At 71.2% G+C, this 25,161-nt stretch carries 20 protein-coding genes; 11 read left to right on the top strand and 9 right to left on the bottom strand.

Annotated features, from left to right (window positions below; genetic code table 11):
• Positions 1–182: 182 nt before the first annotated feature.
• A complete protein-coding gene (locus tag AB0I49_RS37630) occupies positions 183–593 on the bottom strand; it encodes a hypothetical protein (RefSeq protein ID WP_363231733.1) in 411 nt (136 codons plus the stop codon).
• 169 nt (positions 594–762) lie between these two features.
• Between AB0I49_RS37630 and AB0I49_RS37625 the strand changes: the two genes are divergently transcribed.
• Both AB0I49_RS37625 and AB0I49_RS37620 read left to right on the top strand, forming a co-directional pair.
• Complete coding sequence (locus AB0I49_RS37625; RefSeq protein WP_363231732.1) at positions 763–2,037, top strand: histidine kinase; 1,275 nt, start codon at positions 763–765, stop codon at positions 2,035–2,037.
• Positions 2,025–2,669, top strand: a complete 645-nt coding sequence (locus tag AB0I49_RS37620) for a response regulator transcription factor (protein ID WP_363231731.1) — start codon at positions 2,025–2,027, stop codon at positions 2,667–2,669. Before AB0I49_RS37625 ends, AB0I49_RS37620 begins: the two co-directional genes overlap by 13 nt.
• Before the next feature lie 72 nt (positions 2,670–2,741).
• Here the strand turns inward: AB0I49_RS37620 and AB0I49_RS37615 are convergent, their stop codons facing one another.
• Positions 2,742–4,118 carry an MFS transporter gene (locus AB0I49_RS37615; RefSeq protein ID WP_363231737.1) on the bottom strand — a complete coding sequence of 459 codons (1,377 nt, stop codon included), beginning with the start codon at positions 4,116–4,118 and terminating at the stop codon, positions 2,742–2,744.
• A gap of 218 nt (positions 4,119–4,336) precedes the next feature.
• Between AB0I49_RS37615 and AB0I49_RS37610 the strand changes: the two genes are divergently transcribed.
• The gene (locus tag AB0I49_RS37610; protein ID WP_363231730.1) at positions 4,337–5,305 is read left to right on the top strand and encodes a helix-turn-helix transcriptional regulator; all 969 of its coding nucleotides are present in this window, start codon (positions 4,337–4,339) and stop codon (positions 5,303–5,305) included.
• Here the strand turns inward: AB0I49_RS37610 and AB0I49_RS37605 are convergent.
• Positions 5,245–6,735 (bottom strand): MFS transporter, encoded by a 1,491-nt coding sequence (locus tag AB0I49_RS37605; RefSeq protein WP_363231729.1) that lies wholly within the window; start codon positions 6,733–6,735, stop codon positions 5,245–5,247. The two genes, AB0I49_RS37610 and AB0I49_RS37605, sit on opposite strands and share 61 nt — an antisense overlap.
• Before the next feature lie 259 nt (positions 6,736–6,994).
• Between AB0I49_RS37605 and dusB the strand changes: the two genes are divergently transcribed.
• The 3 genes from dusB to AB0I49_RS37590 all read left to right on the top strand — a co-directional run bounded on the left by dusB (position 6,995) and on the right by AB0I49_RS37590 (position 12,956).
• Positions 6,995–8,224: a tRNA dihydrouridine synthase DusB gene (gene dusB / locus AB0I49_RS37600; protein WP_363231728.1), complete on the top strand. Its 1,230-nt coding sequence runs from the start codon at positions 6,995–6,997 to the stop codon at positions 8,222–8,224.
• Positions 8,225–8,628: 404 nt separating this feature from the next.
• Complete coding sequence (ppdK, locus tag AB0I49_RS37595) at positions 8,629–11,343, top strand: pyruvate, phosphate dikinase (RefSeq protein ID WP_363231727.1); 2,715 nt, start codon at positions 8,629–8,631, stop codon at positions 11,341–11,343.
• A 701-nt stretch (positions 11,344–12,044) separates the two neighbouring features.
• The gene (locus tag AB0I49_RS37590) at positions 12,045–12,956 is read left to right on the top strand and encodes a helix-turn-helix domain-containing protein (RefSeq protein WP_363231726.1); all 912 of its coding nucleotides are present in this window, start codon (positions 12,045–12,047) and stop codon (positions 12,954–12,956) included.
• On the opposite strand, the gene AB0I49_RS37585 is transcribed toward AB0I49_RS37590, so the two are convergent.
• From AB0I49_RS37585 to AB0I49_RS37570, 4 genes are all read right to left on the bottom strand, one after another.
• Positions 12,914–13,786: a carbohydrate ABC transporter permease gene (locus tag AB0I49_RS37585; RefSeq protein WP_363231736.1), complete on the bottom strand. Its 873-nt coding sequence runs from the start codon at positions 13,784–13,786 to the stop codon at positions 12,914–12,916. The two genes, AB0I49_RS37590 and AB0I49_RS37585, sit on opposite strands and share 43 nt — an antisense overlap.
• 5 nt (positions 13,787–13,791) lie before the next feature.
• A complete protein-coding gene (locus AB0I49_RS37580) occupies positions 13,792–14,706 on the bottom strand; it encodes a sugar ABC transporter permease (protein ID WP_363231735.1) in 915 nt (304 codons plus the stop codon).
• 63 nt (positions 14,707–14,769) lie between these two features.
• Positions 14,770–16,047, bottom strand: a complete 1,278-nt coding sequence (locus AB0I49_RS37575; RefSeq protein ID WP_363231725.1) for a sugar ABC transporter substrate-binding protein — start codon at positions 16,045–16,047, stop codon at positions 14,770–14,772.
• Positions 16,048–16,347: 300 nt separating this feature from the next.
• Positions 16,348–17,538, bottom strand: coding sequence for a helix-turn-helix transcriptional regulator (locus AB0I49_RS37570; RefSeq protein WP_363231724.1), 1,191 nt, complete (start codon positions 17,536–17,538; stop codon positions 16,348–16,350).
• Between the two features lie 433 nt (positions 17,539–17,971).
• Between AB0I49_RS37570 and AB0I49_RS37565 the strand changes: the two genes are divergently transcribed.
• From AB0I49_RS37565 to AB0I49_RS37550, 4 genes are all read left to right on the top strand, one after another.
• Complete coding sequence (locus AB0I49_RS37565; RefSeq protein WP_363231723.1) at positions 17,972–18,292, top strand: hypothetical protein; 321 nt, start codon at positions 17,972–17,974, stop codon at positions 18,290–18,292.
• Between the two features lie 246 nt (positions 18,293–18,538).
• The gene (locus AB0I49_RS37560; protein ID WP_363231722.1) at positions 18,539–18,808 is read left to right on the top strand and encodes a DUF6255 family natural product biosynthesis protein; all 270 of its coding nucleotides are present in this window, start codon (positions 18,539–18,541) and stop codon (positions 18,806–18,808) included.
• Between the two features lie 391 nt (positions 18,809–19,199).
• Positions 19,200–20,414 (top strand): helix-turn-helix transcriptional regulator, encoded by a 1,215-nt coding sequence (locus AB0I49_RS37555; protein WP_363231734.1) that lies wholly within the window; start codon positions 19,200–19,202, stop codon positions 20,412–20,414.
• 391 nt (positions 20,415–20,805) lie between these two features.
• Complete coding sequence (locus tag AB0I49_RS37550; RefSeq protein ID WP_363231721.1) at positions 20,806–21,078, top strand: hypothetical protein; 273 nt, start codon at positions 20,806–20,808, stop codon at positions 21,076–21,078.
• Positions 21,079–21,373: 295 nt separating this feature from the next.
• Here the strand turns inward: AB0I49_RS37550 and AB0I49_RS37545 are convergent, their stop codons facing one another.
• Positions 21,374–23,230: an APC family permease gene (locus AB0I49_RS37545; RefSeq protein ID WP_363231720.1), complete on the bottom strand. Its 1,857-nt coding sequence runs from the start codon at positions 23,228–23,230 to the stop codon at positions 21,374–21,376.
• Between the two features lie 233 nt (positions 23,231–23,463).
• Here AB0I49_RS37545 and AB0I49_RS37540 point away from each other — a divergent pair, with 233 nt between their 5' ends.
• Positions 23,464–24,039, top strand: a complete 576-nt coding sequence (locus tag AB0I49_RS37540) for a hypothetical protein (protein WP_363231719.1) — start codon at positions 23,464–23,466, stop codon at positions 24,037–24,039.
• Between the two features lie 14 nt (positions 24,040–24,053).
• Here AB0I49_RS37540 and AB0I49_RS37535 read toward each other — a convergent pair whose 3' ends face one another.
• The gene (locus AB0I49_RS37535; protein WP_363231718.1) at positions 24,054–24,995 is read right to left on the bottom strand and encodes an oxidoreductase; all 942 of its coding nucleotides are present in this window, start codon (positions 24,993–24,995) and stop codon (positions 24,054–24,056) included.
• Positions 24,996–25,161: the final 166 nt, after the last annotated feature.

The raw sequence follows: 25,161 nt of genomic DNA, 5'->3' as shown, positions 1-25,161 counted from the left end.
ACACCCGGGCGGGGGGGGGTGGGGGGGGGGGTGCGGGGGGGGGGGGGGGTGGGGGGGGCGCCCCCCCCCCCCCCCCGGGGGGGCCCCCCCCCCCCCCCCCCCGGCGATTGGTGTGTGTGGGGCCCGGACCTGGCCTTGGCGGGGGAGGGCTCCGCCGCGCGGCGGCTCGGCGGCGCGTCCCATCAAGCCCGTCCGGCGTTTGAGGACGCTCGTACGGCGAGTACGGCGCATAGCGCGGCCAGCGGCAGTTCCACGGCCAGGGCCATGGCCAAGGCGGTGGCGAAGCCCGCGCCCGGCGCAGCCGTCATGGTGTCGAACCAGGCGTCGGCCACCAGCAGCATCCCCGTGGCCCCGGCCGCCGCGCCCCGGTGCCGGTCCCGGCGTACGGTCAGGACGCCCGTACCGATGAGGGCCAGCGCTTCCAGCGCGTCGAGGCCCACCCAGACCGCCGGCCGGTCGGCGGCGGCCAGGGCGACGAGCCACGGGAGCAGGGCGAGGCCGCAGGCCACGAGGGCGTGGCCGAGGCGTCGGGAGCGTCGGTCCGGCACCGTGGGGAACGTCGGCGCGGCGCTCCGCAGCTCGACTACGTTCATGGGGGCGGGCTCCTCGTCGGCCGGTCGCTTCTGCACGGTGACCAGCCTCCGCCGCCGGGGCGCCGCGGTCAGTAGCGTGGCTGTCCGTCCGGGGGTGGTACCAGCTATACCCCCGGAACGGGCAGCAGCGGCATGGTTCGGCCCTGACCGGCGCGCATACCGTTCTTCCATGCGTATCCCCACCGTCTGGCGGCGGCACTTCGAAGGCACCGGCGGTGCCACGGCGTTCGCCGTCGCGGGCATCCTGAACCAGTACGTGTTCGTGGGCGTCATGGCCGTGCCGTGGATCGTCTACGTGCCGTCCTCGATGGTGGACATCCTCATGGCGATCGCCCTGCCGCTGCCGTTCGTCGCGGTCGCGTCGCCCGTCCTCACCGCCGCACAGCGCCGCCGCTTCCGGCGCATGCGCGGCGTGGTCATCCCGCGGCTGCCCCGGCGCGAGCGCGCCCCGGAAGGCGACGGGCGCGGGGCGTGGCGGCGGCGCGCCCTCGGGTGGCTGCGGTCCCGGGCGACCGCCCGGGAGCTCCGCTACCACCTGCTGCTCGGCCCGGCCGTCGCCTTCTGCGGGCTGCTGACGCTCCTCACGGCCATCACGTCGGCGGCGGCCGCCACGGTCTACCTCTGGATCTGGATACTGCCGGTGCACTGGCGGCTCAGCTGGGACGGCTACTCGACGGACGCCGCGTACGTCACCGCCGCCGGCGTCGCCGCCCTCTACGGCACGGCCTGGCTGGCCGGCGCGCTCGCCCGGCTCGACACCCGCAACGCGGTCGCCCTGCTCGGCCCCAGCCGGGAGGAGAAGCTCGCCCGCCGGGTCGAGGACCTCACCGAGAGCCGCGCGGGCGTCGTGGACGCGGCGGACGAGGAGCGGCGGCGCATCGAACGGGACCTGCACGACGGTGCGCAGCAGCGCCTCGTCTCCATGGCGGTCAACCTGGGCCTGGCCAGGGCCACGCTCGGCGACCAGCTCTCCGACCCGGCGCGGGCGGTGATCGACGAGGCGCACCGGGAGGCGAAGGAGGCGATAGCCGAGCTCAGCAACCTCGTACGGGGGCTGCACCCGGCCGTCCTGGAGGACCGGGGTCTGGACGCCGCGCTGTCCGGCATCGCGGCGCGCGCCCCGCTGCCCGTACGGCTGACGGTGGACCTGCCCGCGCGGCCCTCCGCCACGGTCGAGGCGGTCGCCTACTTCGTGGTCTCCGAAGCCCTCGCCAACGTGGTCAAGCACGCCCAGGCGTCGGAGGCGGCGGTCACCGTCGAACGGTTCGGTGCGACACTGCTGGTGGTCATCGCCGACGACGGCGTGGGGGGCGCGGACCCGGCCGCGGGCACCGGGCTCGCCGGGCTCGCCAAGCGCGTCGCGTCGGTCGACGGCACGTTCTCTGTCAGCAGCCCCCCTGCGGGCCCGACCATCGTCACCGTGGAGCTGCCGTGCGCGCTGTGATCGCCGAGGATTCCGTCCTGCTCCGGATCGGCCTGGTGAAGGTCCTGGAAGCGGCCGGATTCGAGGTGGTCGCGGAGGTGGGCGACGCCGAGGCGCTGCTGGCGGCGGTGGAGGAGCACCGGCCGGACATCGCCGTCGTGGACGTCCGCATGCCGCCGGGCTTCACCGACGAGGGCGTACGGGCCGCGCTCGTCATCCGGCGGCAGTGGCCGGGCGTGGCGGTGCTGATGCTCTCGCAGTACGTGGAGGAGCGGTACGCGGCCGATCTGCTCGCCGCCAACACCAGCGGCGTCGGTTACCTCCTCAAGCAACGGGTCGCCGACGTCGAGGAGTTCATCGACGCGCTCCGCCGCGTCGCCGAAGGCGGTACGGCCCTCGACCCGCAGGTCGTCTCGCAGCTCCTCGTACGCCGCCACAGCGACCCCCTGGACCGGCTCACCCGGCGCGAGCGCGAGGTCCTGGAGCTGATGGCCGGCGGCCGCTCCAACGCCGGCATCGCCGAGCAGCTCGTGGTGAGCGAGAGCGCGGTCGCCAAGCACATCAACAGCATCCTCGCCAAACTCGACCTCCCCAAGGCGGACGCCGACCACCGCCGGGTACTGGCCGTATTGCGCTTCTTGGGCGTGGCCTGACGGCGCCCTGAGGGCCGCGGGGGAGGGGCGGACAGGCGCGGTTCGCGCGCCCGCCACACCCCCTCCCGCCCGTCACCGCACCGTCCGCGGCAGCCGCAGGCTCAGCGCCACCGTCGCCGCCACCGCCACGAGCTGTGCCGCCAGCGTCACCGTCAGGGCGTCGCGCATGCCCATGGACGGGGCCAGGGACAGGAAGAGCGTGCCGAGGGTGGCCACGCCCAGGGCCATGAAGGACTGCTGGGTGGTGACCAGGACGCCGCCGCCGACTCCGGCCTGGGCCACGGGGACCTCGCTCAGGATGATGCGTATGGTCAGCGGGAGCAGCAGGCCCTGCCCGAGGCCCAGGACGGCCAGCGCCGGGGCGGGGCCGATCGCGCCGAGGCCGTCCCAGCCCCAGGAGAAGGTCGCCAGGAGCGAGATCAGGCCCGTCGCCTGGACCAGGGCGCCCGCCGTCACCGCGCGCCGGCCGAGGCGGCCCACCAGCCGCGGGCCGATCAGCGTGCCGATGAAGAACGTCACGCACAGCGGCAGCAGCGCCAGCCCCGCCGCGAGCGGGCCGAGCCGCAGCCCGTCCTGGAGCGCCACCGCGACGACGAACATGAAGCCGCCCCAGCCGAGCGAGAACGGCACCAGCATCGAGAGCCCGCTGCGCATCGACTTGATCCGCAGCAGCGACGGCGGCACCAGCGGCGTGCGGCCCGCGCGCTCCGCGCGGCGCTCGACGAGCACGAACGCCGTCGCCGCGAACGGGAAGACCGCCAGCAGCGCCCACGACCACGCAGGCCACCCCGCCGCCCGGCCCTCCGTCAGCGGCAGCAGCAGCGAGACCAGCGTGATCGACAGCAGCGCCGTGCCGGGCCCGTCCACGCGGGTCGGGTGCGCGGAGCGGGTCTCGGGGACCGTACGCACCGCGAGCAGCAGGGCGACGACCGCGACCGGCGCGTTGACCAGGAATATCGAGCGCCAGCCGGTCCCGAGGAGGTCGATGGAGACGAGCACGCCGCCGAGCACCTGGCCGACCGCGCTCGCCACGCCCGCCGTGCCGCTGTACATGCTCAGCGCCTTGCCGCGGCGCTGCCCGCTCGTGGTGGCCTGGATGGTCGCCAGCACCTGCGGCAGCATCAGCGCGGAGGCCGCGCCCTGCGCCACCCGGGCCGCCACCAGCGTCCAGGCGTCGGGCGCGAGCCCGCACGCCACCGAGGTCACGCCGAACGCCACCGTGCCCCACAGGAACAGCCGCCGCCGGCCGATCATGTCGCCGAGCCGCCCGCCGAGCACCAGCAGCACCGCGTACGCGACGCCGTACCCCCCGACGACCATTTCCAGCATCGCGGGGCCCGCGTGCAGATCGCGGTCGATCGTCGGCAGCGCCACATTGACGATAAAGAAGTCGATCATCGGCAGCGCCGCGCCGATCAGCACCGTGATCAGGCCCAGCGGGGTCAGCACGGGGGAGGCGGCGGCAGGAGAAGCGGGAGGGGCAGTGGGGGAGGCGGAGGCAGCAGGAGCGGAAGACGCGGAAGGAGCGGATGCGCGGGGCTCTCCCCGCGAGGTCGTGGTGGTCACGGAACGAGCTTCCTCGACCCCTCAACCAGGTACCAGTGTCTGCTTATGCTGGTACCCGCAGTACCTGGAAACCCCCTGAGCCCTCCGGCATCCTTGTCTCCATGACCACCATGGCGCAAGAGTCCGGCCGCATGGCGAGGGGCCCGGCACGGGACGCCGCGAGAAGCACCGCGGCCGAGCCCGAGGCCCGCCGCGACGCCGGCGCCGAGGTCCGCCGCAGCGAGCTCGCCGCCTTCCTCCGCAGCCGCCGCGAGCGCATATCCCCCGAGCAGGCGGGCCTCGTCCGCGGCCGGCGCCGCCGCACCCCCGGCCTGCGCCGGGAAGAGGTCGCGCACCTCGCCGCCGTCGGCGTCACCTGGTACACGTGGTTGGAGCAGGCACGCGACATAAGAGTCTCGGCGCAGGTGCTGGACTCACTGGCCCGCGCCCTGATGCTCGACCACAGCGAGCGCTTCCACCTCTTCGCCCTCGCCGGGACCGCCGACCCGCACCCCAACGCCGAGTGCACGGGTGTCTCCGAGTCGCTCCGCACGATGCTCCGGCAGCTGGAGCCCTTCCCGGCCTGCGTGCAGAACAGCCGGTACGACATCCTCGCCCACAACCGCACGTACGGGCAGCTGATGTGCGACCTGGACGCCCTCCCGCAGGAGGACCGCAACTGCATGCTGCTGGCCTTCACCAACGCCGCCTGGTCCCAGAGCCTGGTCAACCGGGACGAGGTGGCCCGCTCGATGGCCGCCAAGTTCCGCGCCTCCATGGCCGAGCACCTCGCCGATCCCGCCTGGAAGGCGCTGCTCAAGCGGTTGCAGGACGGGTCGCCGGAGTTCCGCGAGCTCTGGGCGCGGCACGAGGTCGTACGGGCCACCACGCGCACCTGGGTCTTCCGGCAGTCGCGCGTCGGCCTGCTGCGGATGCAGTACACCGCGCTGTGGACCGGCCCCAACTCCGGCCCCCGGATGCTGACCTACACACCCCAGGACGAGGAGACCCGCGAGCGGCTGCACCGGCTTCACGGACTGGTGCTGGCGGGCCCGTCGCCGCGCTCGGCCGGGGAGGCCGCGGCGGTCTGAGGCCGCGACGCGTCCTCGAAGAGCCCGGCCGCGTGGCGCGCCGTCCCCTGCGCCCAGCGCCCGGTGGTCAGCGCGCCCAGCAGCAGTACGGCCGTGCCGCAGCCGGTGATGATCCACCAGGCCGGGCGGCTCGCGTCCGTGAAGCCGCCCAGGCTGTAGTGGCCGCCGCTCACACCCGACGCCAGCACCGCGCCGATCACCGCGACGCCCAGCGAGCCGCCGACCTGCCGGCTGGTGGAGGCGACGGCGGCGGCGACGCCCGCCTGGCTGCGCGGCATGCCGGACACCGCGGTGTTCGTGATCGGGGCGTTGACCAGCCCGAAGCCGACGCCGAACAGCACGTACCCGGCGAACAGCAGCGGCACGTGCGCCTCCCCCTCGAAGACGGCGAACACCAGCCCGCTGGCCGCCATCGCGGCCCCCGCGCACAGCAGGGACAGCCGCGGCCCGCGGCTGCCGACGAGCCGCCCGGACAGCGGCGCGAAGACCAGCGTCATGGCCGCCATCGGCAGCATCCACAGCCCGGCGTGCAGGGCCGAGAGCCCGCGCACGTTCTGGAGGTAGAGGGTGTTGAGGAAGAGGAAGCCGCTGAGCGAGGCGAAGGCGCAGACGGCTATGACCGTAGCGCCGCTGAACGGCGCGCTGCGGAAGAAGCGCAGGTCGATCAGGGGTTGTACGCGGCGCCGCTCGTAGTACAGCAGCCCCGCGAGCGAGGCCGCGGCGACGGCCGCGCAGCCGATGATCAGCGGCGAGTCCCAGCCCGCGCCGGGCGCCTCGATGATCGCGTACGTGACGGCCCCGAGCACCCCGATGACCAGCAGCTGCCCCACGGGGTCGGGGCGGCGCGGCTCGGGGGCGCGGGACTCCGGCACGTACCGCATGGTCAGCAGCAGCGCGGCCAGCCCGACCGGCAGATTGATCCAGAAGATCGAGCGCCAGCCGACCGTCTGCACGAGCAGCCCGCCGACCACGGGCCCCGCGGCCATGCTGATGCCGACCACGCCGCCCCACACGCCGATCGCGCGGGCCCGCTCCCGCGGCTCGGTGAAGGTGTTGGTGATGATCGACATCGCCACGGGGTTGAGCATCGAGCCGCCGACGGCCTGGAGCATCCGGAAGGCGACCAGCCAGGGCAGGCTCGGCGCCATGCTGCACAGCGCCGAGGAGACGGTGAAGATCACGAGACCGGCCTGGAAGACGCGGCGGCGGCCGATGCGGTCGGCGGTCGAGCCGGCGAGCATCAGCAGCGAGGCGAGGACGAGGGTGTAGGCGTCGATCGTCCACTGCATGCCGGAGACGCTGGCGCCCAGCTCCTTCTGCATGGAGGGCAGCGCGACATTGAGCACGGTGTTGTCGAGGCTGACGATCAGCAGGCTCATGCAGCAGATCGCCAGGACGAGCATCCGCCGACGATGGTTCAGCTCGGACATATTCGAACGCTACAACGATCACCGCTCCCCGGCTCCGGCGCGTCGCTTCGGATGAGGGCGCAGCGCTCCGGACGAGGGTGCACGCCTCTCACGGAGCCGGCGGGGCGCGAGCCCAGGCCCCGAGCCGCCCGGGCCCGGCGGGACGCGGGCCATGCCCCAGGCCGACCGGACCGACGAGGCCGGCGGGACGTGAGGCCCCGCCGAAGGTGCGGGACAATGGGAGGTCCGCCCAGTTCTCCCCGCGCAAGGAAGCCCCTCGATGACGCAGCTGAAGATCGGTCCCCACTCGGTGCAGCCGCCGGTGGTCCTCGCGCCGATGGCGGGGATCACCAACGCCCCCTTCCGCACGCTGTGCCGGGAGTTCTCGGGCGGCAAGGGGCTGTTCGTCAGCGAGATGATCACGACGCGGGCGCTGGTCGAGCGGGACGCCAAGACGATGCGGCTGATCCACTTCGACGGGACCGAGCGGCCGCGCTCGATCCAGCTGTACGGGGTGGACCCGGCCACCGTCGGCAAGGCCGTACGGATGATCGTGGACGAGGACCTGGCGGACCACATCGACCTCAACTTCGGCTGCCCGGTGCCCAAGGTGACCCGCAAGGGCGGCGGCTCGGCCCTGCCGTACAAGCGCAATCTGCTGCGCTCGATCCTGCGCGAGGCGGTCACGGGCGCGGGCGGGCTGCCGGTCACTATGAAGATGCGCAAGGGCATCGACGACGACCACATCACCTACCTCGACGCCGGGCGCATCGCCGTGGACGAGGGCGTCACGGCCATCGCCCTGCACGGGCGCACGGCGGCCCAGCACTACGGCGGCACGGCGGACTGGGAGGCCATCGCGCGCCTCAAGGAGAGCGTCCCCGAGATCCCCGTGCTCGGAAATGGCGATATCTGGTCGGCGGACGACGCGCTGCGCATGGTCCGCGAGACCGGCTGCGACGGCGTCGTGGTCGGCCGCGGCTGCCTGGGCCGCCCCTGGCTCTTCGGCGACCTGGTGGCCGCCTTCGAGAGCGAGGCCGGTGGCGCAGGCACGGGCGGCGCTGACGGTACGGGCGGCACGGGCGGTGCTGACGGTACGGGCGGTGCGAGCGGCACGGGCGGTACGGGCGGTACGGGCGTGACGTACGCGGCCCCCACGCTCGGCGAAGTCTCCCGCGTCATGCTGCGCCACGCGGAGCTGCTGGCCCGGTGGCTGGACAGCGAGGAGCGGGGCGTCATCGACTTCCGCAAGCACGTGGCCTGGTACACCAAGGGATTCTCGGTGGGCTCCGAGATGCGCAAGCGGCTCGCCGTCACCTCGTCCCTGGACGAGCTGGGCGCTCTGATGAGCGAGCTGGACCTCGACCAGCCGTGGCCGGCGGGCGCGGACGGGCCGCGCGGGCGTACGTCCGGCCGCAACCGGGTGGTCCTGCCGGACGGCTGGCTGGACGACCCGTACGACCGTGCCGAGGTGGGCGCGGAGGCGGAGTTGGACACGTCGGGGGGCTGACGCCGCGTGCGCACGGCGTCGGCGCGCCCGTAGGTCCGAATAGCGGAACGGGGGCGCGTGCGACGGCGTGATTCTCGCCACCTCTGATAGAGGTTACGCTCAGATGAGCGAAATTGACTGGAGTGCACTTCCCAAAGGGTGGCACTGGGTGCCACCCTCATTGGGTTCGGGTGATCAAGGAAATGGTCACCGAGCGTCAGCGAGGTCGAGGGGCGAGTGGCTGGGCGGAGTCTTCCGTTCGACAAGTGAAGGAATGGGCAACAGGCGTCGTCGTCACACGATCTTTCGATCTCGCGGCAGCAGAGTGGTTACGCCCGTACGTCGGCCAAGTGGACGTACCCAGACGCCTTCGATCTGGGTATGTTCCTCGCCGTCAGGGCAGCCGTCCGCGAGGAGACAGTCCCGTGCCGGAACAAGAAGATCGCCAGAAGTTCGTTTACGACTTCACCGAGGGCAACAAGGACCTGAAGGATCTGCTCGGCGGGAAGGGGGCCAACCTCGCCGAAATGACCAACCTCGGCCTGCCCGTCCCTCCGGGCTTCACCATCACCACCGAGGCGTGCAAGGTCTATCTCGACAGCGGCAGTGAGCCCGAGGCGCTGTGCGCCGAGGTGAGTGCGCACCTCGACGCCCTGGAGCGGCGGATGGGCAAGCGGCTCGGCCAGGCCGACGACCCGCTGCTGGTCTCCGTGCGCTCCGGCGCCAAGTTCTCCATGCCCGGCATGATGGACACCGTCCTGAACATCGGGCTCTCCGACGAGTCCGTGGCCGGGCTCGCGGCGCAGGCCGGCGACGAGCGGTTCGCGTGGGACTCGTACCGCCGCCTCATCCAGATGTTCGGCAAGACCGTGCTCGACGTCGACGGGGACCTCTTCGAGGGCGCGCTGGAGGACGCCAAGCACGCCAAGGGCGCCGCCACGGACGTCGATCTCGACGCGGCCGACCTCGAAGCGCTCGTCGCGCGGTTCAAGGAGATCGTCGCCAAGGAGACCGGCCGCGACTTCCCGCAGGAGCCCCGCGAGCAGATGGACCTCGCCGTACGGGCCGTCTTCGACTCCTGGAACACCGAGCGGGCCAAGCTCTACCGCCGCCAGGAGCGCATCCCCGGCGACCTCGGCACCGCCGTCAACATCTGCTCCATGGTCTTCGGCAACCTCGGCCCCGACTCGGGCACCGGCGTCGCCTTCACCCGCGACCCGGCCAGCGGCCAGCAGGGCGTCTACGGCGACTACCTGCAGAACGCGCAGGGCGAGGACGTCGTCGCGGGCATCCGCAACACCGTGCCGCTCGCCGAGCTGGAGGCCCTCGACAAGGCGTCGTACGACCAGCTGATGCAGATCATGGAGACCCTCGAAACGCACTACAAGGACCTGTGCGACATCGAGTTCACCATCGAGCGCGGCCGGCTGTGGATGCTCCAGACGCGGGTCGGCAAGCGCACCGCGGGCGCCGCCTTCCGGATCGCGACGCAACTCGTCGACCAGGGGCTCATCGACGAGGCCGAGGCGCTGCAGCGGGTCAACGGCGCACAGCTGGCGCAGTTGATGTTCCCGCGGTTCGACGACGGAGCCACCGCGCGGCTGCTGGGGCGGGGCATCGCCGCCTCGCCGGGCGCGGCCGTCGGCAAGGCCGTCTTCGACTCGTACACGGCCGTCAAGTGGTCCCGGTCGGGCGAGAAGGTCATCCTCATCCGCCGCGAGACCAACCCCGACGACCTCAACGGCATGATCGCCGCCGAGGCCATCCTGACCTCCCGCGGCGGCAAGACCTCGCACGCCGCGGTCGTCGCCCGCGGTATGGGCAAGACCTGCGTGTGCGGCGCCGAGGAGCTCGAAGTCGACACCAAGCGGCGGCGGATGACGACCCCCGGCGGCACCGTCATCGAGGAGGGCGACACCGTCTCCATCGACGGCTCCTCCGGCAAGGTCTACCTCGGCGAGGTCCCCGTCGTGCCCTCCCCGGTGGTCGAGTACTTCGAGGGCCGGATGCACGCGGGCGCGGACGACGCCGACGACCTGGTCAAGTCCGTCCACCGGATCATGGCGTACGCGGACCGGATGCGCCGGCTGCGGGTACGGGCCAACGCCGACAACGCCGAAGATGCCTCGCGCGCCCGGCGGTTCGGCGCCCAGGGCATCGGCCTGTGCCGCACCGAGCACATGTTCCTCGGCGAGCGCCGGGAGCTGGTGGAGCACCTGATCCTCGCCGACACCGAGGCCGAGCGGGAGGAGGCACTGGGTGCCTTGCTGCCGCTCCAAAGGGCCGACTTCATCGAGCTGTTCGAGTCGATGGACGGGCTTCCGGTGACCGTACGGCTGCTGGACCCGCCGCTGCACGAGTTCCTGCCCGACATCACCGAGCTGTCGGTACGGGTCGCGCTCGCCGAGTCCCGCAAGGACCACAACGAGAACGACCTGCGGCTCCTCCAGGCCGTGCACAAGCTGCACGAGCAGAACCCGATGCTGGGGCTGCGCGGCGTCCGCCTCGGCCTGGTCATCCCGGGCCTGTTCACCATGCAGGTACGGGCCATCGCCGAGGCGGCGGCGGCCCGCATCGAGGCCAAGGGCGACCCGCGCGCGGAGATCATGATCCCGCTGGTCGGCACCGTCCAGGAGCTGGAGATCGTCCGCGAGGACGCCGAACGGGTCCTGGCCGAGGTCCGGCAGGCCACCGGCGCGGACCTGAAGCTCGCCCTCGGCACCATGATCGAGCTGCCCCGCGCTGCCCTGACAGCCGGTCAGATCGCGGAGGCCGCCGAGTTCTTCTCCTTCGGCACCAACGACCTCACCCAGACCGTCTGGGGCTTCTCCCGCGACGACGTGGAGGCGAGCTTCTTCACGGCCTACCTGGAGAAGGGCATCTTCGGGGTCAGCCCGTTCGAGACCATCGACCGGGACGGCGTCGGGACGCTCGTACGGGACGCGGTGAAGGCCGGCCGCGCCACCCGCCCCGACCTCAAGCTCGGCGTCTGCGGCGAGCACGGCGGCGACCCGGACTCGGTGCACTTCTTCCACGAGGTGGGCCTGGACTACGTCTCATGCTCGCCGTTCCGCATCCCGGTGGCGCGCCTGGAGGCGGGCCGGGCGGCGGCGCAGTCGAAGGGCAGCGACAGCAGGTAGCTCCCCGGAGCAGCAGACAAAGAGCAGACGAAGAGCGGACAAAGAGCGGACTAAGAGCAGGCAGCGAAGGGCGCGCGAGGGCGCGCGAGCAGAGACCACCGAGGCCGCCACCGGCAACCCCGACCCTCGTTCCGGGGGCGGCTTCGGCTCCCATGAAGGGGCGGCGTCCGTGCGGGGACGCCGCCCCTTCTGTCTCCCCCCACCGGGAGTTGTCACAGCCCGCATCGGCTCGGGCCGCGACGCGCGTACCGGTCGGCCGCTTATTACTCGTCACCCCCCACGGGAACGAGCGGGGGCGGCCCCGGTCGCAGGAATAGAATTTCGCTTCTGAGATGTTCGCCGCGAGTCCTTTCAACTGTGGCTAAAAGGGCATGGTGACCGCCTGTGTCGGCGTGCATACTCAGGGAGCCGGGGGTGGTTCGTATGTCGCATGTGGGGGTTTGGTGTTACGTGTCCACTTCACTGGACTCGATCTGGCCCGGTTACGCCTGGCGGGCGGGCCGGACGCGCTGTGGGAAACCGTTTTGAGCCTGCACAGACTTCGGGACAAACAAGGCGAGTCGATCTTCGGGGATTGGCGCTCGGAAACCCGTGCCCGGTTGAATGGTGAAACGAGATTACTCGGACCGCTGGTTCCGTCGCGCGGCTATTTCCCGGACTTTCTGACACCGCCCGAAGGCGTTCTCGGGCTGGAATCCGGGATGGCCGCGGTGCGCGCCACACCGCCCGAGCGGGTGCACGGTGAACTGAACCGGCTCACCACCGCCCGTACCCTGCCTGGCTGGATACGGTCCATGGCCGAGGGCGAGGCGCGCGCGTTCCACAAGCTGATCGGCGCGCTCGACGCGTACCACCAGGCCGCCGTCGCCCCCTACTGGACGCACGTACAGGCCCGCATCGAGGCGGACCGGGCCGTGCGCGGGCGGGCGCTGCTGGCCGGCGGGGCGGACGCGCTGCTCACCTCGCTGCCGCCGATGCTGCGCTGGCGGCCCCCCGTCCTGGAGGCCGACTACCCGGTGGACCGCGATCTCCACCTGAACGGACGGGGGTTGCTGCTCCTGCCCTCGTTCTTCTGCCGCCGCACCCCGGTCACCTTCCAGAACCCGCAGCTGACGCCCGTACTCGTCTACCCGGTACGGCATCCGACGCGCGCCGCGCCCGCCGTGGCCACCGCCCCGCGCTCGCTGGGCAAACTGGTCGGCCAGACCCGCTCCGCCGTGCTCGGCTCGATCGGCGGCGGCTGCACCACCAGCGAACTCGCCCGCAGGGCAGGGGTGTCGACGGCCTCGGCCAGCCAGCACGCCGGGGTGCTGCGCGAGGCCGGGCTGGTCCTCACGCTGCGGCACGGCAGCGCGGTCATGCATACGCTGACGCCGCTGGGGGCGGCGCTGTTGCGGGGCGGCGACCAGCCGCACATTCAGCCGTCTCGTTCATCCCAGGCGCTCGGCGCGACCCAGGTATCTCAGCCGACTCAGTTGCCTCAGATATCTCAGCAGACTCAGTTATCTCAGCCATCTCGATCGTCTCAGCCGACTCAGTTATCTCAACCGTCTCAGCCGCCTCGGTCGTCTCAGTCGTCGATGCCGGAACGCTCGACGCCGGCGACGATGTAGCGCTGGAGCAGCACGAAGACGAGCAGCAGCGGGACGATCGAGACGGCGGCCGCGACGAACAGCTCATGGATGTTGACGGTCTGCGAGGTCAGGAAGGTGGAGAGGGCGACCTGCACGGTCCAGGCGTCCTTGTCCTGACCGATGACCAGCGGCCACAGGAACGAATTCCAGGCCCCGATGAAGACGATCGTGGCGACGGCCGCGAAGACCGGGAGCGAGTTGGGGACGACGATGCGCCAGTACGTGCGCCAGTGGCCGAGCCCGTCGATGTGGGCCGCGTCCTCCAACTCCTTGGGGAAGCCCAGGAAGTACTGGCGGAAGACGAAGCACGCGAAGGCGGAGAACAGCGTCGGCACGATCAGCCCGCGCAGCGAGGAGACCCAGCCCAGCGAGGAGACCAGCACGAACGTCGGCACGAAGGTGACGGCGGCCGGGACCATCAGGGTGCCCAGGATCGCGTAGAAGACGGCGTCGGCGAAGCGGTACGGGATGCGGGCCAGGCCGTACCCCGCGAGCGAGGCCAGCAGCAGGGTGCCGAGCGTCGTGGCGACGGCGATCAGCGTCGAGTTGAGCAGCGCGTGCGCCATCGGCACGGCGGGGTCGTCGAACAGCTCGCGGAGGTTGGACCACTTCAGCTCGGAGGGGAAGAAAGTCCAGTCGGCCGAGGTGATGTCCTGCTCGCTGGAGAGGCCGTTGCGCAGGAGGAGGTAGAAGGGGATCAGGAAGAGGACGGCGAGGGCGATCAGGAGGACGACGCGCAGGGCGCGCCCGGCGCGGGTGAGGGCGTCATGGGTGGTTCCGGATTGTCTTGTGGTCTTCACATACGTCACGTACGTCACGCCTCCTTTCGGCCGAGCCCGAACCAGCGGGCCTGCGCGACGGTCACCACGGCGACGATCAGCGCGAGGATGACGGCGCCGGCGCTGCCGAGCCCGAGGTTCTGCCCCTGGCCGAGGGCCGTGTAGTAGAGGTAGACGAGCGGCGGCCGGGCGTACGGGGGATAGCCGCGGGAGTCCGAGAGCAGGTTGTAGAACTCGTCGAACGCCTGGAAGGCGTTGATGACCAGCAGCAGGACGACGGCGACGGACGTGGCGCGCAGGGCGGGGAAGGTGATGTGCCGGAACGTCTGCCAGCCGGGGCGTGCGCCGTCCACGGCGGCGGCCTCGTACAGCTGCGCGGGGATGCGCTGGAGCCCGGCGAGGAAGAGGATCATGTAGAAGCCGGCCTGGAGCCAGAGCCGTACGGTCACGATGACCAGCCAGTACCAGGGCGGGTGGGTTGTCGACAGCCAGGCCGTCTGGTCGCCGCCGAACCAGCCGAGGATGGTGTTGGCCAGCCCGAACCGCACCCCGTTGAAGATCGACAGCTTCCAGACCAGGGCCGCAACGACGTACGAGCAGGCGGCCGGCAGGAAGAAGACCGAGCGGAAGAACGCCTGGGCGAAGCGGAGCCGGTTGACCGCGAGGGCGAGGCCGAGGGCCAGGGCGTAGGTCGCCGGGACGATGAAGAGGGTGAAGACGACGAAGGTCCACAGGCTGCTGGTGAAGGCGGAGTCGCCCAGCATGGAGATGTAGTTGTCGAGCCCGGTGAAGTGGGTGGGGGAGACGGTGTTGTGGGCGTCGAAGAAGCTGAGGTAGACGCTCCAGGCGAGCGGTACGTAGGTGAAGAGGGCGAGGCCGATCGCGAACGGGCCGACGAAGACCCAGAACCAGAGGTTCCGGTTCTGCGGCCCGAGCAGGCGTGTGCGCAGTCCTCCGGGCCGCCGCGCGGGCAGGGTGCGCGGGGTGGGCCGGCTGGTCGGGGTGGGCTCCATTCAGGCCGACTTCCGTACGCGCCGCAGCTCGGCGTCGGTCTTGCGGACCACCGCCCGCAGCTCGCTCTCCGGGTTCGCGCCGTCCTTGATGACGCGGCTCAGCGCGTCCTGGTACGCGACCTTGGCCGCGGGCGTCCACAACAGCGGCTCCGCGTAGCCGTACTCGGTGGCCAGTCGCACCGCATCGGCCGCCGCCCCGCCCCGGAGCCGCTCCGCCTTTTTGGCGAGGGACGTACGGGCCGGGATGTGGAACCCGTACGACAGCGCGAAGTCCTCCTGGTAGTCCGTCCGATCGACCCACAACCACTTCGCGTACGCCGTGGCCGCCTTCTTGTCCTTGCTGCGGGCGCTCACGGCGGTCGCGTACGCGCCGACGGGCACGGCGGGCCTGCCGTCCGGCCCGTCCTTCGGGAACGGCAGCACCCCGAAGTCGTCGCCGAGCGCCTTCTTGATCTGCGGCAGCGCCCACAGCCCGGACCACTGCATCGCGGTCAGCCCCTGGATGAACGCGGAGGGATCGGACCAGTCGGCGGGGGCGCCGAGCAGCAGCGACTTCTCCGCGTAGAGCTGGTGAACTTTGCCGAGGGCGCGAGCGGCGGCCGGATCGTCGAAGCCGACCTTCCCGTCGTCGGTGATGAGGGAGAGCCCCGATGCGAAGAGGGGGGTGCCGCCGAGGACCCCCACCCCGCCGTCATTGCCGAGAAACAGCCCTTTGGTCTTCTTGCCCTTGAGGTTCTCGGTCAGTCGCTTCGCGGCGTCGACGAGCGCGTCGAGGGTGTCCGGCGGCTCGACCCCGGCGGCGGAGAGGAGGCTCTTGCGGTAGTAGAGCAGCTGGGTGTCTATGACCTGCGGAATGCCCCACACTTTGCCGTCGTAGATCTTGGGGGCCAGGACGGTGCGGTTGAAGTCGCTGCGTACGTCCGAGATGAGATCGGTGAGGTCGAGGACCTGACCGCCCCGGATCTGGTCGAGAGTCGGCCCGTTGACCTCGAAGACGTCCGGCCCGGAGTCGGTCAGCAGAGCGGCTGCGGTCTGCTGATCGTAATTACCGGGCCGCCATTGGACGGTGACCTTGGCTTTGCGGTACGCGGCCGCGTACCGCTTCACGGCCTGCTCGGCACCGGGCTCGCCGTACTGGTGGTACCACTGCGAGATGGTGGGCGCGTTGCTCGAACCCCCGCCCTCACGACCGGTGTTGGAACCACACGCGGCGGCGAGCCCGCCGGTCAGGGCGAGACCTCCGCCGGTGGTCAGGAGTCGTCTGCGACTGATCGGCATGGCACGTATCCCCTCGCTTCCGCGTGTTCCCGCACGTTCCCGCACGTTCCGTTGACCGTCTTGACCGCCTGCGATCGTATGGCTCAACGATCAACGATGGAGGGGGTTTGTGATAGGGGGATTGCGGGCGTGTGTCGGGGTTCTCCCTCGGTCCTTCTACGGCTCACGGCTCGATGACGTTGGGCGGGGGAGGCGGTTGGTTGCGGCGAGCGGGGGCTGAGCGGTGTTGCAGGTGCTCTGGATGGGTGGGGTGCTGGTGACGGCCCGAGGGTCGTTGATGGACAAGTGAGGAGTGGGGGCCTACAGCTCTGGCGTGAGTCCTGAGCGGCTGGCGAGGCTCATCAGGTCGGGCCTGCTCCGCTGGTGGAGGATGAACAGGACGCGGAGCACTTCGCGGGCCATGGGGTGGATCTCTGCCATCTGCGGCGAGATCTCGTGCGCGCGCTTGAGCGCTTCTTCCGCGCCCCGGATGTCGTTGAGGTCGAGGCGGGCCCGTGCCGTGTCGATGCAGAGTCGCCCGATGCGGTTGAGGCCGAGTCCTTCCGGCGGGTTGTCCATGAGGGGCTGCGCCATTTCCGACGCCCGGTCGGGTCGGGCCAGCTCGACGTGCGCGGCCAGTTCGTACAGTGCCTGGTTGCCCGGCCCGAAGGTGAGGTTGTGCCGCAGTACGTCACGTGGGAACCGCGCGGCAAGGGTTCTGGCGTGTTCGTTGTGGGCCGCCCACGCGTTCCGGTCCTTCGCCCTGCTGGCGAGCACGACGCCCCGGAGGTGGAGCGAACCAAGCGATATGGCTGCTTCGAGGGTGCCCGTCGCGTGCGCCTGCTCGTACTGGACGATGGCCCGGTCGACGATGGTGAGCCCGTCGCCGTACTCGCCTGCGCTCTGGTACGTCCCGGCTTCGTTCCACGCGGCCCCGGCCACGGCGTCCGGATTCCACGTCTGCATGGCCGCCCACTGCTGGCGGGACACGATCATGTCGGCCAGGCCCGACTGCGAGAGCCGGTGGGCGACGGCGTACGCGCACCCGTACAGGTCTGCGAGTTGCCCCCATGCCTGCGCGTCCCCACCCGCTGTGAGTGCGACGGCTGTCGCCTGTCCGAGGAGCTTCGGCAGCTTGCGGAGGAGCTCCAGATAGCGGGTGTCGGCGCGGAGCTGGGTCGCCTCGCGGAGGCCGGCGGCCAGTTCGGAGAGGGGCGGGACGTCTTCCTTGGGGATGGTGTGCCGACGCACGGTCGCTCGCAACTCGTCCAGCAGGGCGCGCTGTTCGCTCGGGTCGCTGAACGGAGTCCCGTAGATGCGCGCCGTCGTGATCCTCATGGCCTTGGCCGCCGCGGCGACCGTGGGAGGTGTCGCGGTGCGTGTGCCGTCCTCCACCTTGCGGAGCAATGATGCCGAGATGCCCATCCGCCGGGCCAACTGCTCCTGGCCCCACCCGAGGGCCTTCCGCAGGACCGCGATGTTCTGACCTGCGGTGGGTGCCGAATCGCTCATGCGAACCACCTTTCCACGGTCACAGGAGGCAGTCACCCCAACTGCCTTTGGCCGTAGGGAGACTGTGTCACTCCTGTGTTAACTGATCTTGGTCGCGGCGCGTTGACTGATGCATGTACCGGTCGATGAGACAAGTCGATGAGACCAGGGGATGCGGCGGTCGCCGAGACCGTAGCCGCCGAGCCGAGCCGCGACCGGTTCTGTGCGGTGAGCGCGCCTCCTGCCGAGAGTGCGAGCGTCAGGTGCGAACGGAGTGGGGGCGGATGAGGTGGCTGCACTCATGAGGAGCCCGGGCCGAGCGGAGCTGTCCCGGCTCATGGCCGAGCGGGGTGTCGACGGGGTGCTCGTCATACCCAAGTCGCAGGCCCAGGAAGCCGGGCCGCGGAAACCCGCTTGCCCCTCGGGGCGAACCGAACACGAGGAGGCGACAGCGTTGAGCCGTATCTACCGTTACGTGCCGTGGTCGATCGTGCAGGACCCGGCGACGTACCCCGAGTACCGCGCGGACTGCGTCACCGGCGAGGACAAGGACTGCGGAGAGATGATCCGCGCCGGGGGCCCTGACTGGGTCGAGGAGTGGATGCGCCGCCACACCCAGGACACCGGGCACCGGGACTACCGCCGCACGGTCACCAACTGCGCGCTCCTCGAACCATCGGATGAACTTCGGGGGCGGCTGGTCATCGGCGAGGCGGCATCGCCGCGTCCGGCGCCGGTGCTGCCTTCCGGGATCCTGGGGCGGAATGACGGGTGAGCCGGGCGGGCGCGTTCGCCGTGACGGTGGCGTCGTTCGTCGGGGTGCTGACGCCGACGCTGACCGCAGTCCGTCCCTGATGAAGCTGGTGAGGATTCTGCCTCTTCACGGGCGGTGGAGGGCCCTGCCCGCCTCGGGCCCTTGGGGGCACTACTGGCGGTGCTCCCGGCGGCGGTCGAGTTACCACGTCCGCCGCCGGGCGCGCCCCACGGTCCACAGTTCCCTTGCGAGATACGTGACATCGCGATGACCCTGACCGGACGCGCACGCACGGCAACCGGTCGCATGGTCCCGCAGTGTGAGCACGCGTGGCCGTGGATCAGTGACGCCGGGATGCGGCGTTGCTCGGCGTGCGGAACCGAGCGGGCCGCTACGTACGAGGCACTGCGGTTCCCGCTCGGCACGCCGGCTCCGTACGCGGCCTCGATGCCACCTGCGAGACCGGCGTACGCTCCGCCGGCGATGAACAGCACTTCAACGGCGGCCTGGCCCGTGTCGGCCGGTCATCGCCCATGAGGTGCGCCGGCTCCGGGATGAGGTTGCGGGCACTTTGGCCGGACTTCTCGCGTTGTTCCAGCGGCGCTTCATCGGCCACGGGGAGTTGTGTGTCGTATGTCGGAGTCTGTGGAAGTGAGTAAAAACCTGGGTCTGCCGACATGAAACAGCAGGTCGCGGCCTGTGGTCCCCGCGTACGCGGGGGTGCTCCCCATTGGGGCATAGGTTCAGCCAACGACCCCTGGTGGTCCCCGCGCGGAGGGGGCTTAAGCTCGCCTCCTTCAAGGCTGCGCCCTGCGCACTGGCCCGAGTCGGCATGCGGCGATGCTTCCGCCGCCCTGGCTTGGCGGCGGTGAGCCGATGGTGGAGCGCCAACCGCCGGAGGCGCTGGCGGCGTAGCGTTCGCGGCATGGTGAGTGAACAGCACTTGGGCGTCAAGGTCCGGCGGCTGCGTCGGCTGGCGGGCCTCACGCAAGAAGGGCTGGCGGAAGCCTCAGTCGTGTCGGTCGATGTGATTCGCAAGCTGGAGCAGCAGCGTCGAGGTTCCGTGTCCCTGCCGACCCTGCACGCGCTCGCGCATGGCTTGGGCGTGGAGTTGACCAGCCTCATCGGCGATCCGCCAGGAGCGCCATCGACAGGAGAAGCGGATTCTCCGCAGATGGTGGCCGTGCGCCGCGCCATCATGCCCCCGCTGTTCGCCCCTCCGGCGGAACCCGCTTGCCCGGCGAAGCTGACCCCACCGCTCCTGCGCGCCAAGATCACCGAGGGCTGGACGCTGTACCACGACGCGAAGTTCGGCCGGCTGATGGAAATCCTGCCCGGCATCATCGCCGACGCGCGGTTTGTTGCCTCCGTCGGCAACGCTGATGAGCGCGCCGCGGGGCAGGCGGCCCTGGGCAAGGCCCTGCAACTCGGCGGGCATCTGGCCATCCGCATGGGCAAGACCGACCTGGCACTGTCCTCGCTGGAGCGCGCCATGGCCGCCGCCGAAGCTTCGGCGGACCCGCTCCTCGCCCCGATGATCTCCAACTCCGTGGCATGGGCCTACCAGCGTCAGAACCGGCTGGACGACGCCAAGACCCTCGCCGTCCACGCGGCTGACACCGTTGAGCACGGTCGTACGAGCGAAGCCGAAGGGACGCGCGTATGGGGCGGGTTGCTGATGTCCGCCGCCACCAGCCACGCCAGGGGCGGTGACTACGGCCGCGCCGACGAACTGATGCGTACCGCCGAGACGGCAGCCAAGCGGCTGGCGCGCATGCCGAAGCCCGCGAACGGCAAGTTGTTGAGCATTTTCAGCACGTCGTCCGTTCGCGTCGAGCGAGTACGGCTGGCGGTGCAGCACGAGCGCCCCGAGGAAGCGTTGGCCTTGTCCAAGGGGATGCGCCTGTCGAAGGACACGCCCCCCTCGTGGCGTACGTGGCTGCTCCTGGACGTGGCGCGGGCGCACACGGATGTCGGGGACGCCGAAGGCGCGGTGAAAGCCTTGGAATCGCTCAAGCGGCAGGCCCCGACGTGGATGCGGCATCACACGCTGGCCGTGTCGATCGTCTCGGACTTGTGGGACAGCGCTGCCCGCCCGACGGGGCTTCGGGCGTTGGCGGAGTTCCTGGGCGTTGACGAATAGCGTTGCAAAACTGGGGCGTTGTGTCCCTGGGGCTCAACTCATCGTGGCGAGATGCTGCCCGCATGGAGCCGGAGACCCGCCCGAACGTGGCCGCCCGACACCTCAGTGGGGCCCCTGGAGCGCTCATACGGTTGAGCGACCGGGCTGGGTCCTATGCGGCCGGCGACTCCTGGCGGCTCGTCCCGGAGATGGCTCCGGCATCGTACGAGCTCGCCAAGCGCACCAGGCGGTTGACCTCGTGAGGAGCACGGCGCGGGTTGCGCTGTCCCAGCTCATGGCTGAGAGGGGCGTCGACGGGACGCTCATCATTCCCAAGTCGCCGGGTCCGGAGGCTGGGCTGCGGGAATCCGCTCGCCCCTCGGGGCGAACCGATCACGAGGAGACGACAGCGTTGAGCCGTATTTACCGTTACGTGCCGTGGTCGATCGTGCAGGACTCGGCGACGTACCCCGAGTACCGCGCGGACTGCGTCACCGGCGCGGACGAGGACTGCGGAGAGATGATCCGCGCCGGGGGCCCTGACTGGGTTGAGGAGTGGATGCGCCGCCACACCCAGGACACCGGGCACCGGGACTACCGTCGTACGGTCACCGACTACGCGCTCCTCGAACCACCGGATGAACTCCGGGGGCGACTGGTCACGTCGAATGAGGACCTTGCCTGATGCAGTGGGCACTTTGGTCGCGCTGCTTGCGTTGTTCCGGCGTGGGCCCTTGGGCTGGGGATGGAGGTTTGCGCCGTATGTCGGAGTCTGCGGAAGTGAGTAAAAACCTGGGTCTGCCGACCTGAAGCAGCAGGTCACGTCCTGTGGTCCCCGCACGCGCGGGGGTGGTCCCGCGTGGGGCCGGTACGGCACCAAGATGGGTGCGTGGTCCCCGCACGCGCGGGGGTGGTCCCCTGCACCAGCCTGCTGACCGCGCCGCTCGGTTGTGTTCCCCGCACACGCGGGCCCGCCCCCCTCACCCCAACCGAAACCTCAACCGGCAAATCACCGCATCCGTATCCCGTCGCACCGCATGTGCCATCACCGCCCCCCGCTGGTTCTGGAGCAGCCGCTGCCACACATGCGCCGGTTCGACCTCCGGTATGAGCACCGTGACCCGGTTCGACGGGTGCCGGTCGGTCATGGTCTGCACGTAGTCCACGATGGGGCGGCCCAAGGCCCGCGTCGGTGCCGGGAGTTCAATGAGATCCACGCCCGGTTGCCACAGCTCCCAGTCGCGGCGCAGAGATTCAGCCGCTCGCCGGCCCTCCGCATCCGGCTGAGTCACCGTCACCGCCCGTACCTCGTCCCCCAACGACACAGCTGCCGTCAGTGCCTCGCTGGTCAGGCGGGACAGGTGGGAGACCGGCACGATCACCACCGAGTGGCAGCGGTGCGGGGGCTCTGGGACGCGGCCCAGGCCGAGGCGGGCGCCGATGCGGGCGTATGCGCGGTGGACGGTCTCGAAGGCCAGGACGAAGACCGGCAGCATCAGCACGATCAGCCAGGCGCCGTCGGTGAACTTGGTGGCGGTCACCACGATCGCCGACACGCCGGTGAGGAGCGCGCCGAAGCCGTTGAGCAGGGCCTTGGCGCGCCACCTGACGGAACGTTCCTGCCGCCAGTGGCGGACCATGCCCACCTGGCAGATGGTGAAGCCGACGAAGACGCCGATCGCGAAGAGCGGCACCAGCGTGTTGGTGTCGCCGCCGGAGAAGACCAGCAGGGCGGCGGAGACGGCGGCCAGGGCCAGCACGCCGTGCCGGTGGACCTGGCGGTCGGCCTTGAGGCCGAAGACGTGGGGGAGGTAGTTGTCGCGGGCCAGCAGCCCCATCAGGACCGGGAGGCCTCCGAAGGAGGTGTTCGCCGCCAGGGCCAGCAGGACCACGGTCGCGAACTGCACGACGTAGAAAGCCCAGTTGTGGCCCAGCGAGGCGTCCGCGAGTTGCGCCAGGACCGTCACGCCCTCGGCCGGCTGGAGGTGGAAACGGCCGATGAGCACGGACAGGCCGATCAGCATGACGCCCAGCAGCGCGCCCAGGGCGATCTCTGTGCGCTGCGCGCGCCTGGCCGCCGGGGCGCGGAAACTCGGTACCGCGTTGGCTACCGCCTCTACGCCCGTCAGCGCCGAACAGCCCGAGGCGAAAGCTTTCAGCAACAGCAGCGCGCCCACCCCCGTGGCGCTGTGGCCCAGCACCGACGCGTGCCCGGCGGACGCGGCCGTACTCGCGGGGGACGAGCGGAACAGGCCCACCGCCACGATCGTCAGGATCGAGCCGACGAAGACGGCCGTCGGCACGATGAACGCCTTCGCCGAGTCGACGATCCCGCGCAGGTTGACGCCCATGACCAGGGCCAGCACGCCCAGGCAGAGCCACACCCGGTCCCCGTAGAGCGCGGGGAAGGCGGAGGTGAGGGCCGCGACGCCGGCCGTCGTCGACACGGCCACGTTCAGTACGTAGTCCAGGACGAGGGACGCCGCCGTGACCAGACTCGTGCGGCGGCCCAGGTGGCGCTTCGCGACGGCGTACGAGCCGCCGCCGTCCGGAAAGGCCGCGATGACCTGCCGGTACGAGGCGACCAGCACCGCGAGCAGGGCGGCTATCGCGAGCGTGACCGGCAGCGTGAAGCCGAGGCCGTGCGCGCCGGCCGCCGCCAGTACGAGGACGATGGCCTCCGGCCCGTACGCCACCGACGCCATCGCGTCCAGGGACAGGGCCGCCAGGCCCTGAGTGGCCGTCAGCCGATGTCGGTCCTCCGCCGCGGGCCCACCGTCCGGGGGTTCCTCGGCGGTCCCGGCGGCCCGTTGCTGCTTCTTGGCCAGCGTGGACATCTCTTCGCATACCTCCGTCAAGTGGGAGGACCAGCGTGAGCGCGACCAGGCGGCCGGGCGCAGCGCCTTGGCGGCGTCTTGGCGCTCCGCGCCGGGATCTTCACGCGTCCTTGACGCGGCCGGGGGCGGCCGCGCCGCACCGGTGTCAGAACGCCGTCAAGCTCCCCGCCGCAGACGTCAGCGAAGTGTCAACACCGCCGCGGGGCGCGGCGCGGCGGACCTACCGTCCCGGCATGGGACGGCTACGAGACCTCGGTTCGACACGGACGCGGCAGCGGCAGCGGCACCGGGGCCGTTCCGACGGCTCCCACGCCCTCGTCACCGACCGGCGCTGGGCGGCCGACCTGCGCGCCGCCCTCTACTGCTCCGGCGCGCTCGGCGCGCTGCTGATCCTCATCGACCTCGGCCGGGGCGGCCTCGACGCGGCCCGCGCGGGCTGCTGGACGGGGATCGCGCTGCTGCTCTTCGTCGTGCTCTTCCCGCCGCGCGTGCGCGCGGGCGACGGCTGGCTGGCCGTACGCGGACTCCTGCGCGAGCGGCTCGTACGGACCGACGTGCTCACCCTCGTACGGTCCGCCGACGGCATGGCGCCCCGGCTGATCCTGCGCGACGCGGGCGGCCGGCGCGTCGAACTGGACCCCAAGGTCCTCGCCTCCAACCCCCTCCTGTGGCACCTCCTGGACACCGGCGCCCGCCGGTCCGCGGCGCATGGCTTCCTCCGCGACGGCACGGCGGAACTGCGCGCCCTCACCGACCGCATCGACGGCGAGGGCGCCCGGCGGCTGCTCCAGGCGGCCGGGGTGGAGTAAGCCCGACAGCCGGGTCAGCTCCTCAGCGCCTCGTACGAGACCCCCGTCAGCCGTTCCGATACCGCCCACAGCCCCGCGCTCGTCGTGTCGTTGAGCGTCCACCGCGCGCGCAGCGAGCGGCCCGGCGCGCCGCGCACCTGGTTGCGGGGCCCGTAGAAGCCGTCCTGGACGACGCCGGGGGCGGTGGCCGCGTACAGGGTGGGGAGGGCGCCGCCCTCGGGGCTCTGGCCGATGATGCCGTTGGCGACCTCGACCACCCGCTCGGCGGTGGCGCGGCCCTCCATGCGGACGCCGGCCGTCTGGAGGTTCGTCGCCGCGTAGCCGGGGTGTGCGGCGACCGACAGCATGTCCGTACCGGCTGCCGTGAGCCGCCGGGCCAGCTCGTGGGTGAAGAGCAGATTGGCGCTCTTGGAGCGGCCGTAGGCGATCCAGCGCCGGTAGCGGTGCTCCATGTCGAGGTCGCGCGGGTCGACGCAGCCCAGGAAGTGGAAGCCACTGGAGAGGGTGACCACGCGCGCGCCCGCGCGCGTGGCGAGCAGATTCGGCAGCAGCAGCCCGGTCAGCGCGAAGTGCCCCAGGTGGTTGGTGCCGAACTGCATCTCGAAGCCGTCGACCGTCTTGCGCGGCGGCAGCGCCATCACGCCCGCGTTGTTGATCAGCAGATCCAGCCGGTCGGCGCCGCCCGCGTGGTGCGGGAAGGACGCCGCGAAGTCCCGTACGGACGCGAGGTTCGCGAGGTCCAGCGGCGCGAACCGCACGTCCGCGCCCGGCACGCTCTCCCGGACGCGCCGCTCGGCGGCCCGGCCGCGCGCCTCGTTGCGGCAGGCCATCATCACCGTCGCGCCGCGCCGCGCGAGTTCGCGGGCGGTCACCTCGCCGAGGCCGCTGTTGGCACCGGTCACCACCGCCGTGCGGCCGCTCTGGTCAGGGATGTCGTGCGCGGTCCAGCCCGTCACATGCCCTCCTCGCCTCGCTGTTCCGGTCAGGCTAGCCAGCCGGACGGCACGACACCCAGGGGACAGGCGGGGCCTAGGCCCTGTCGTCAAAATCCCGTCGTTCGCCCGGAGGGCGGGCTCCGCGGCGGCTGGTGCGTGCTCTCGCAAGGCGGAGGGTCATCCCTGT

The organism is Streptomyces sp. NPDC050617 (assembly GCF_040654795.1).
Taxonomy (GTDB): Bacteria; Actinomycetota; Actinomycetes; order Streptomycetales; family Streptomycetaceae; genus Streptomyces.
Note: the sequence above shows the minus strand (reverse complement) of the source record. Positions and strands in the feature narration are given on the sequence as shown.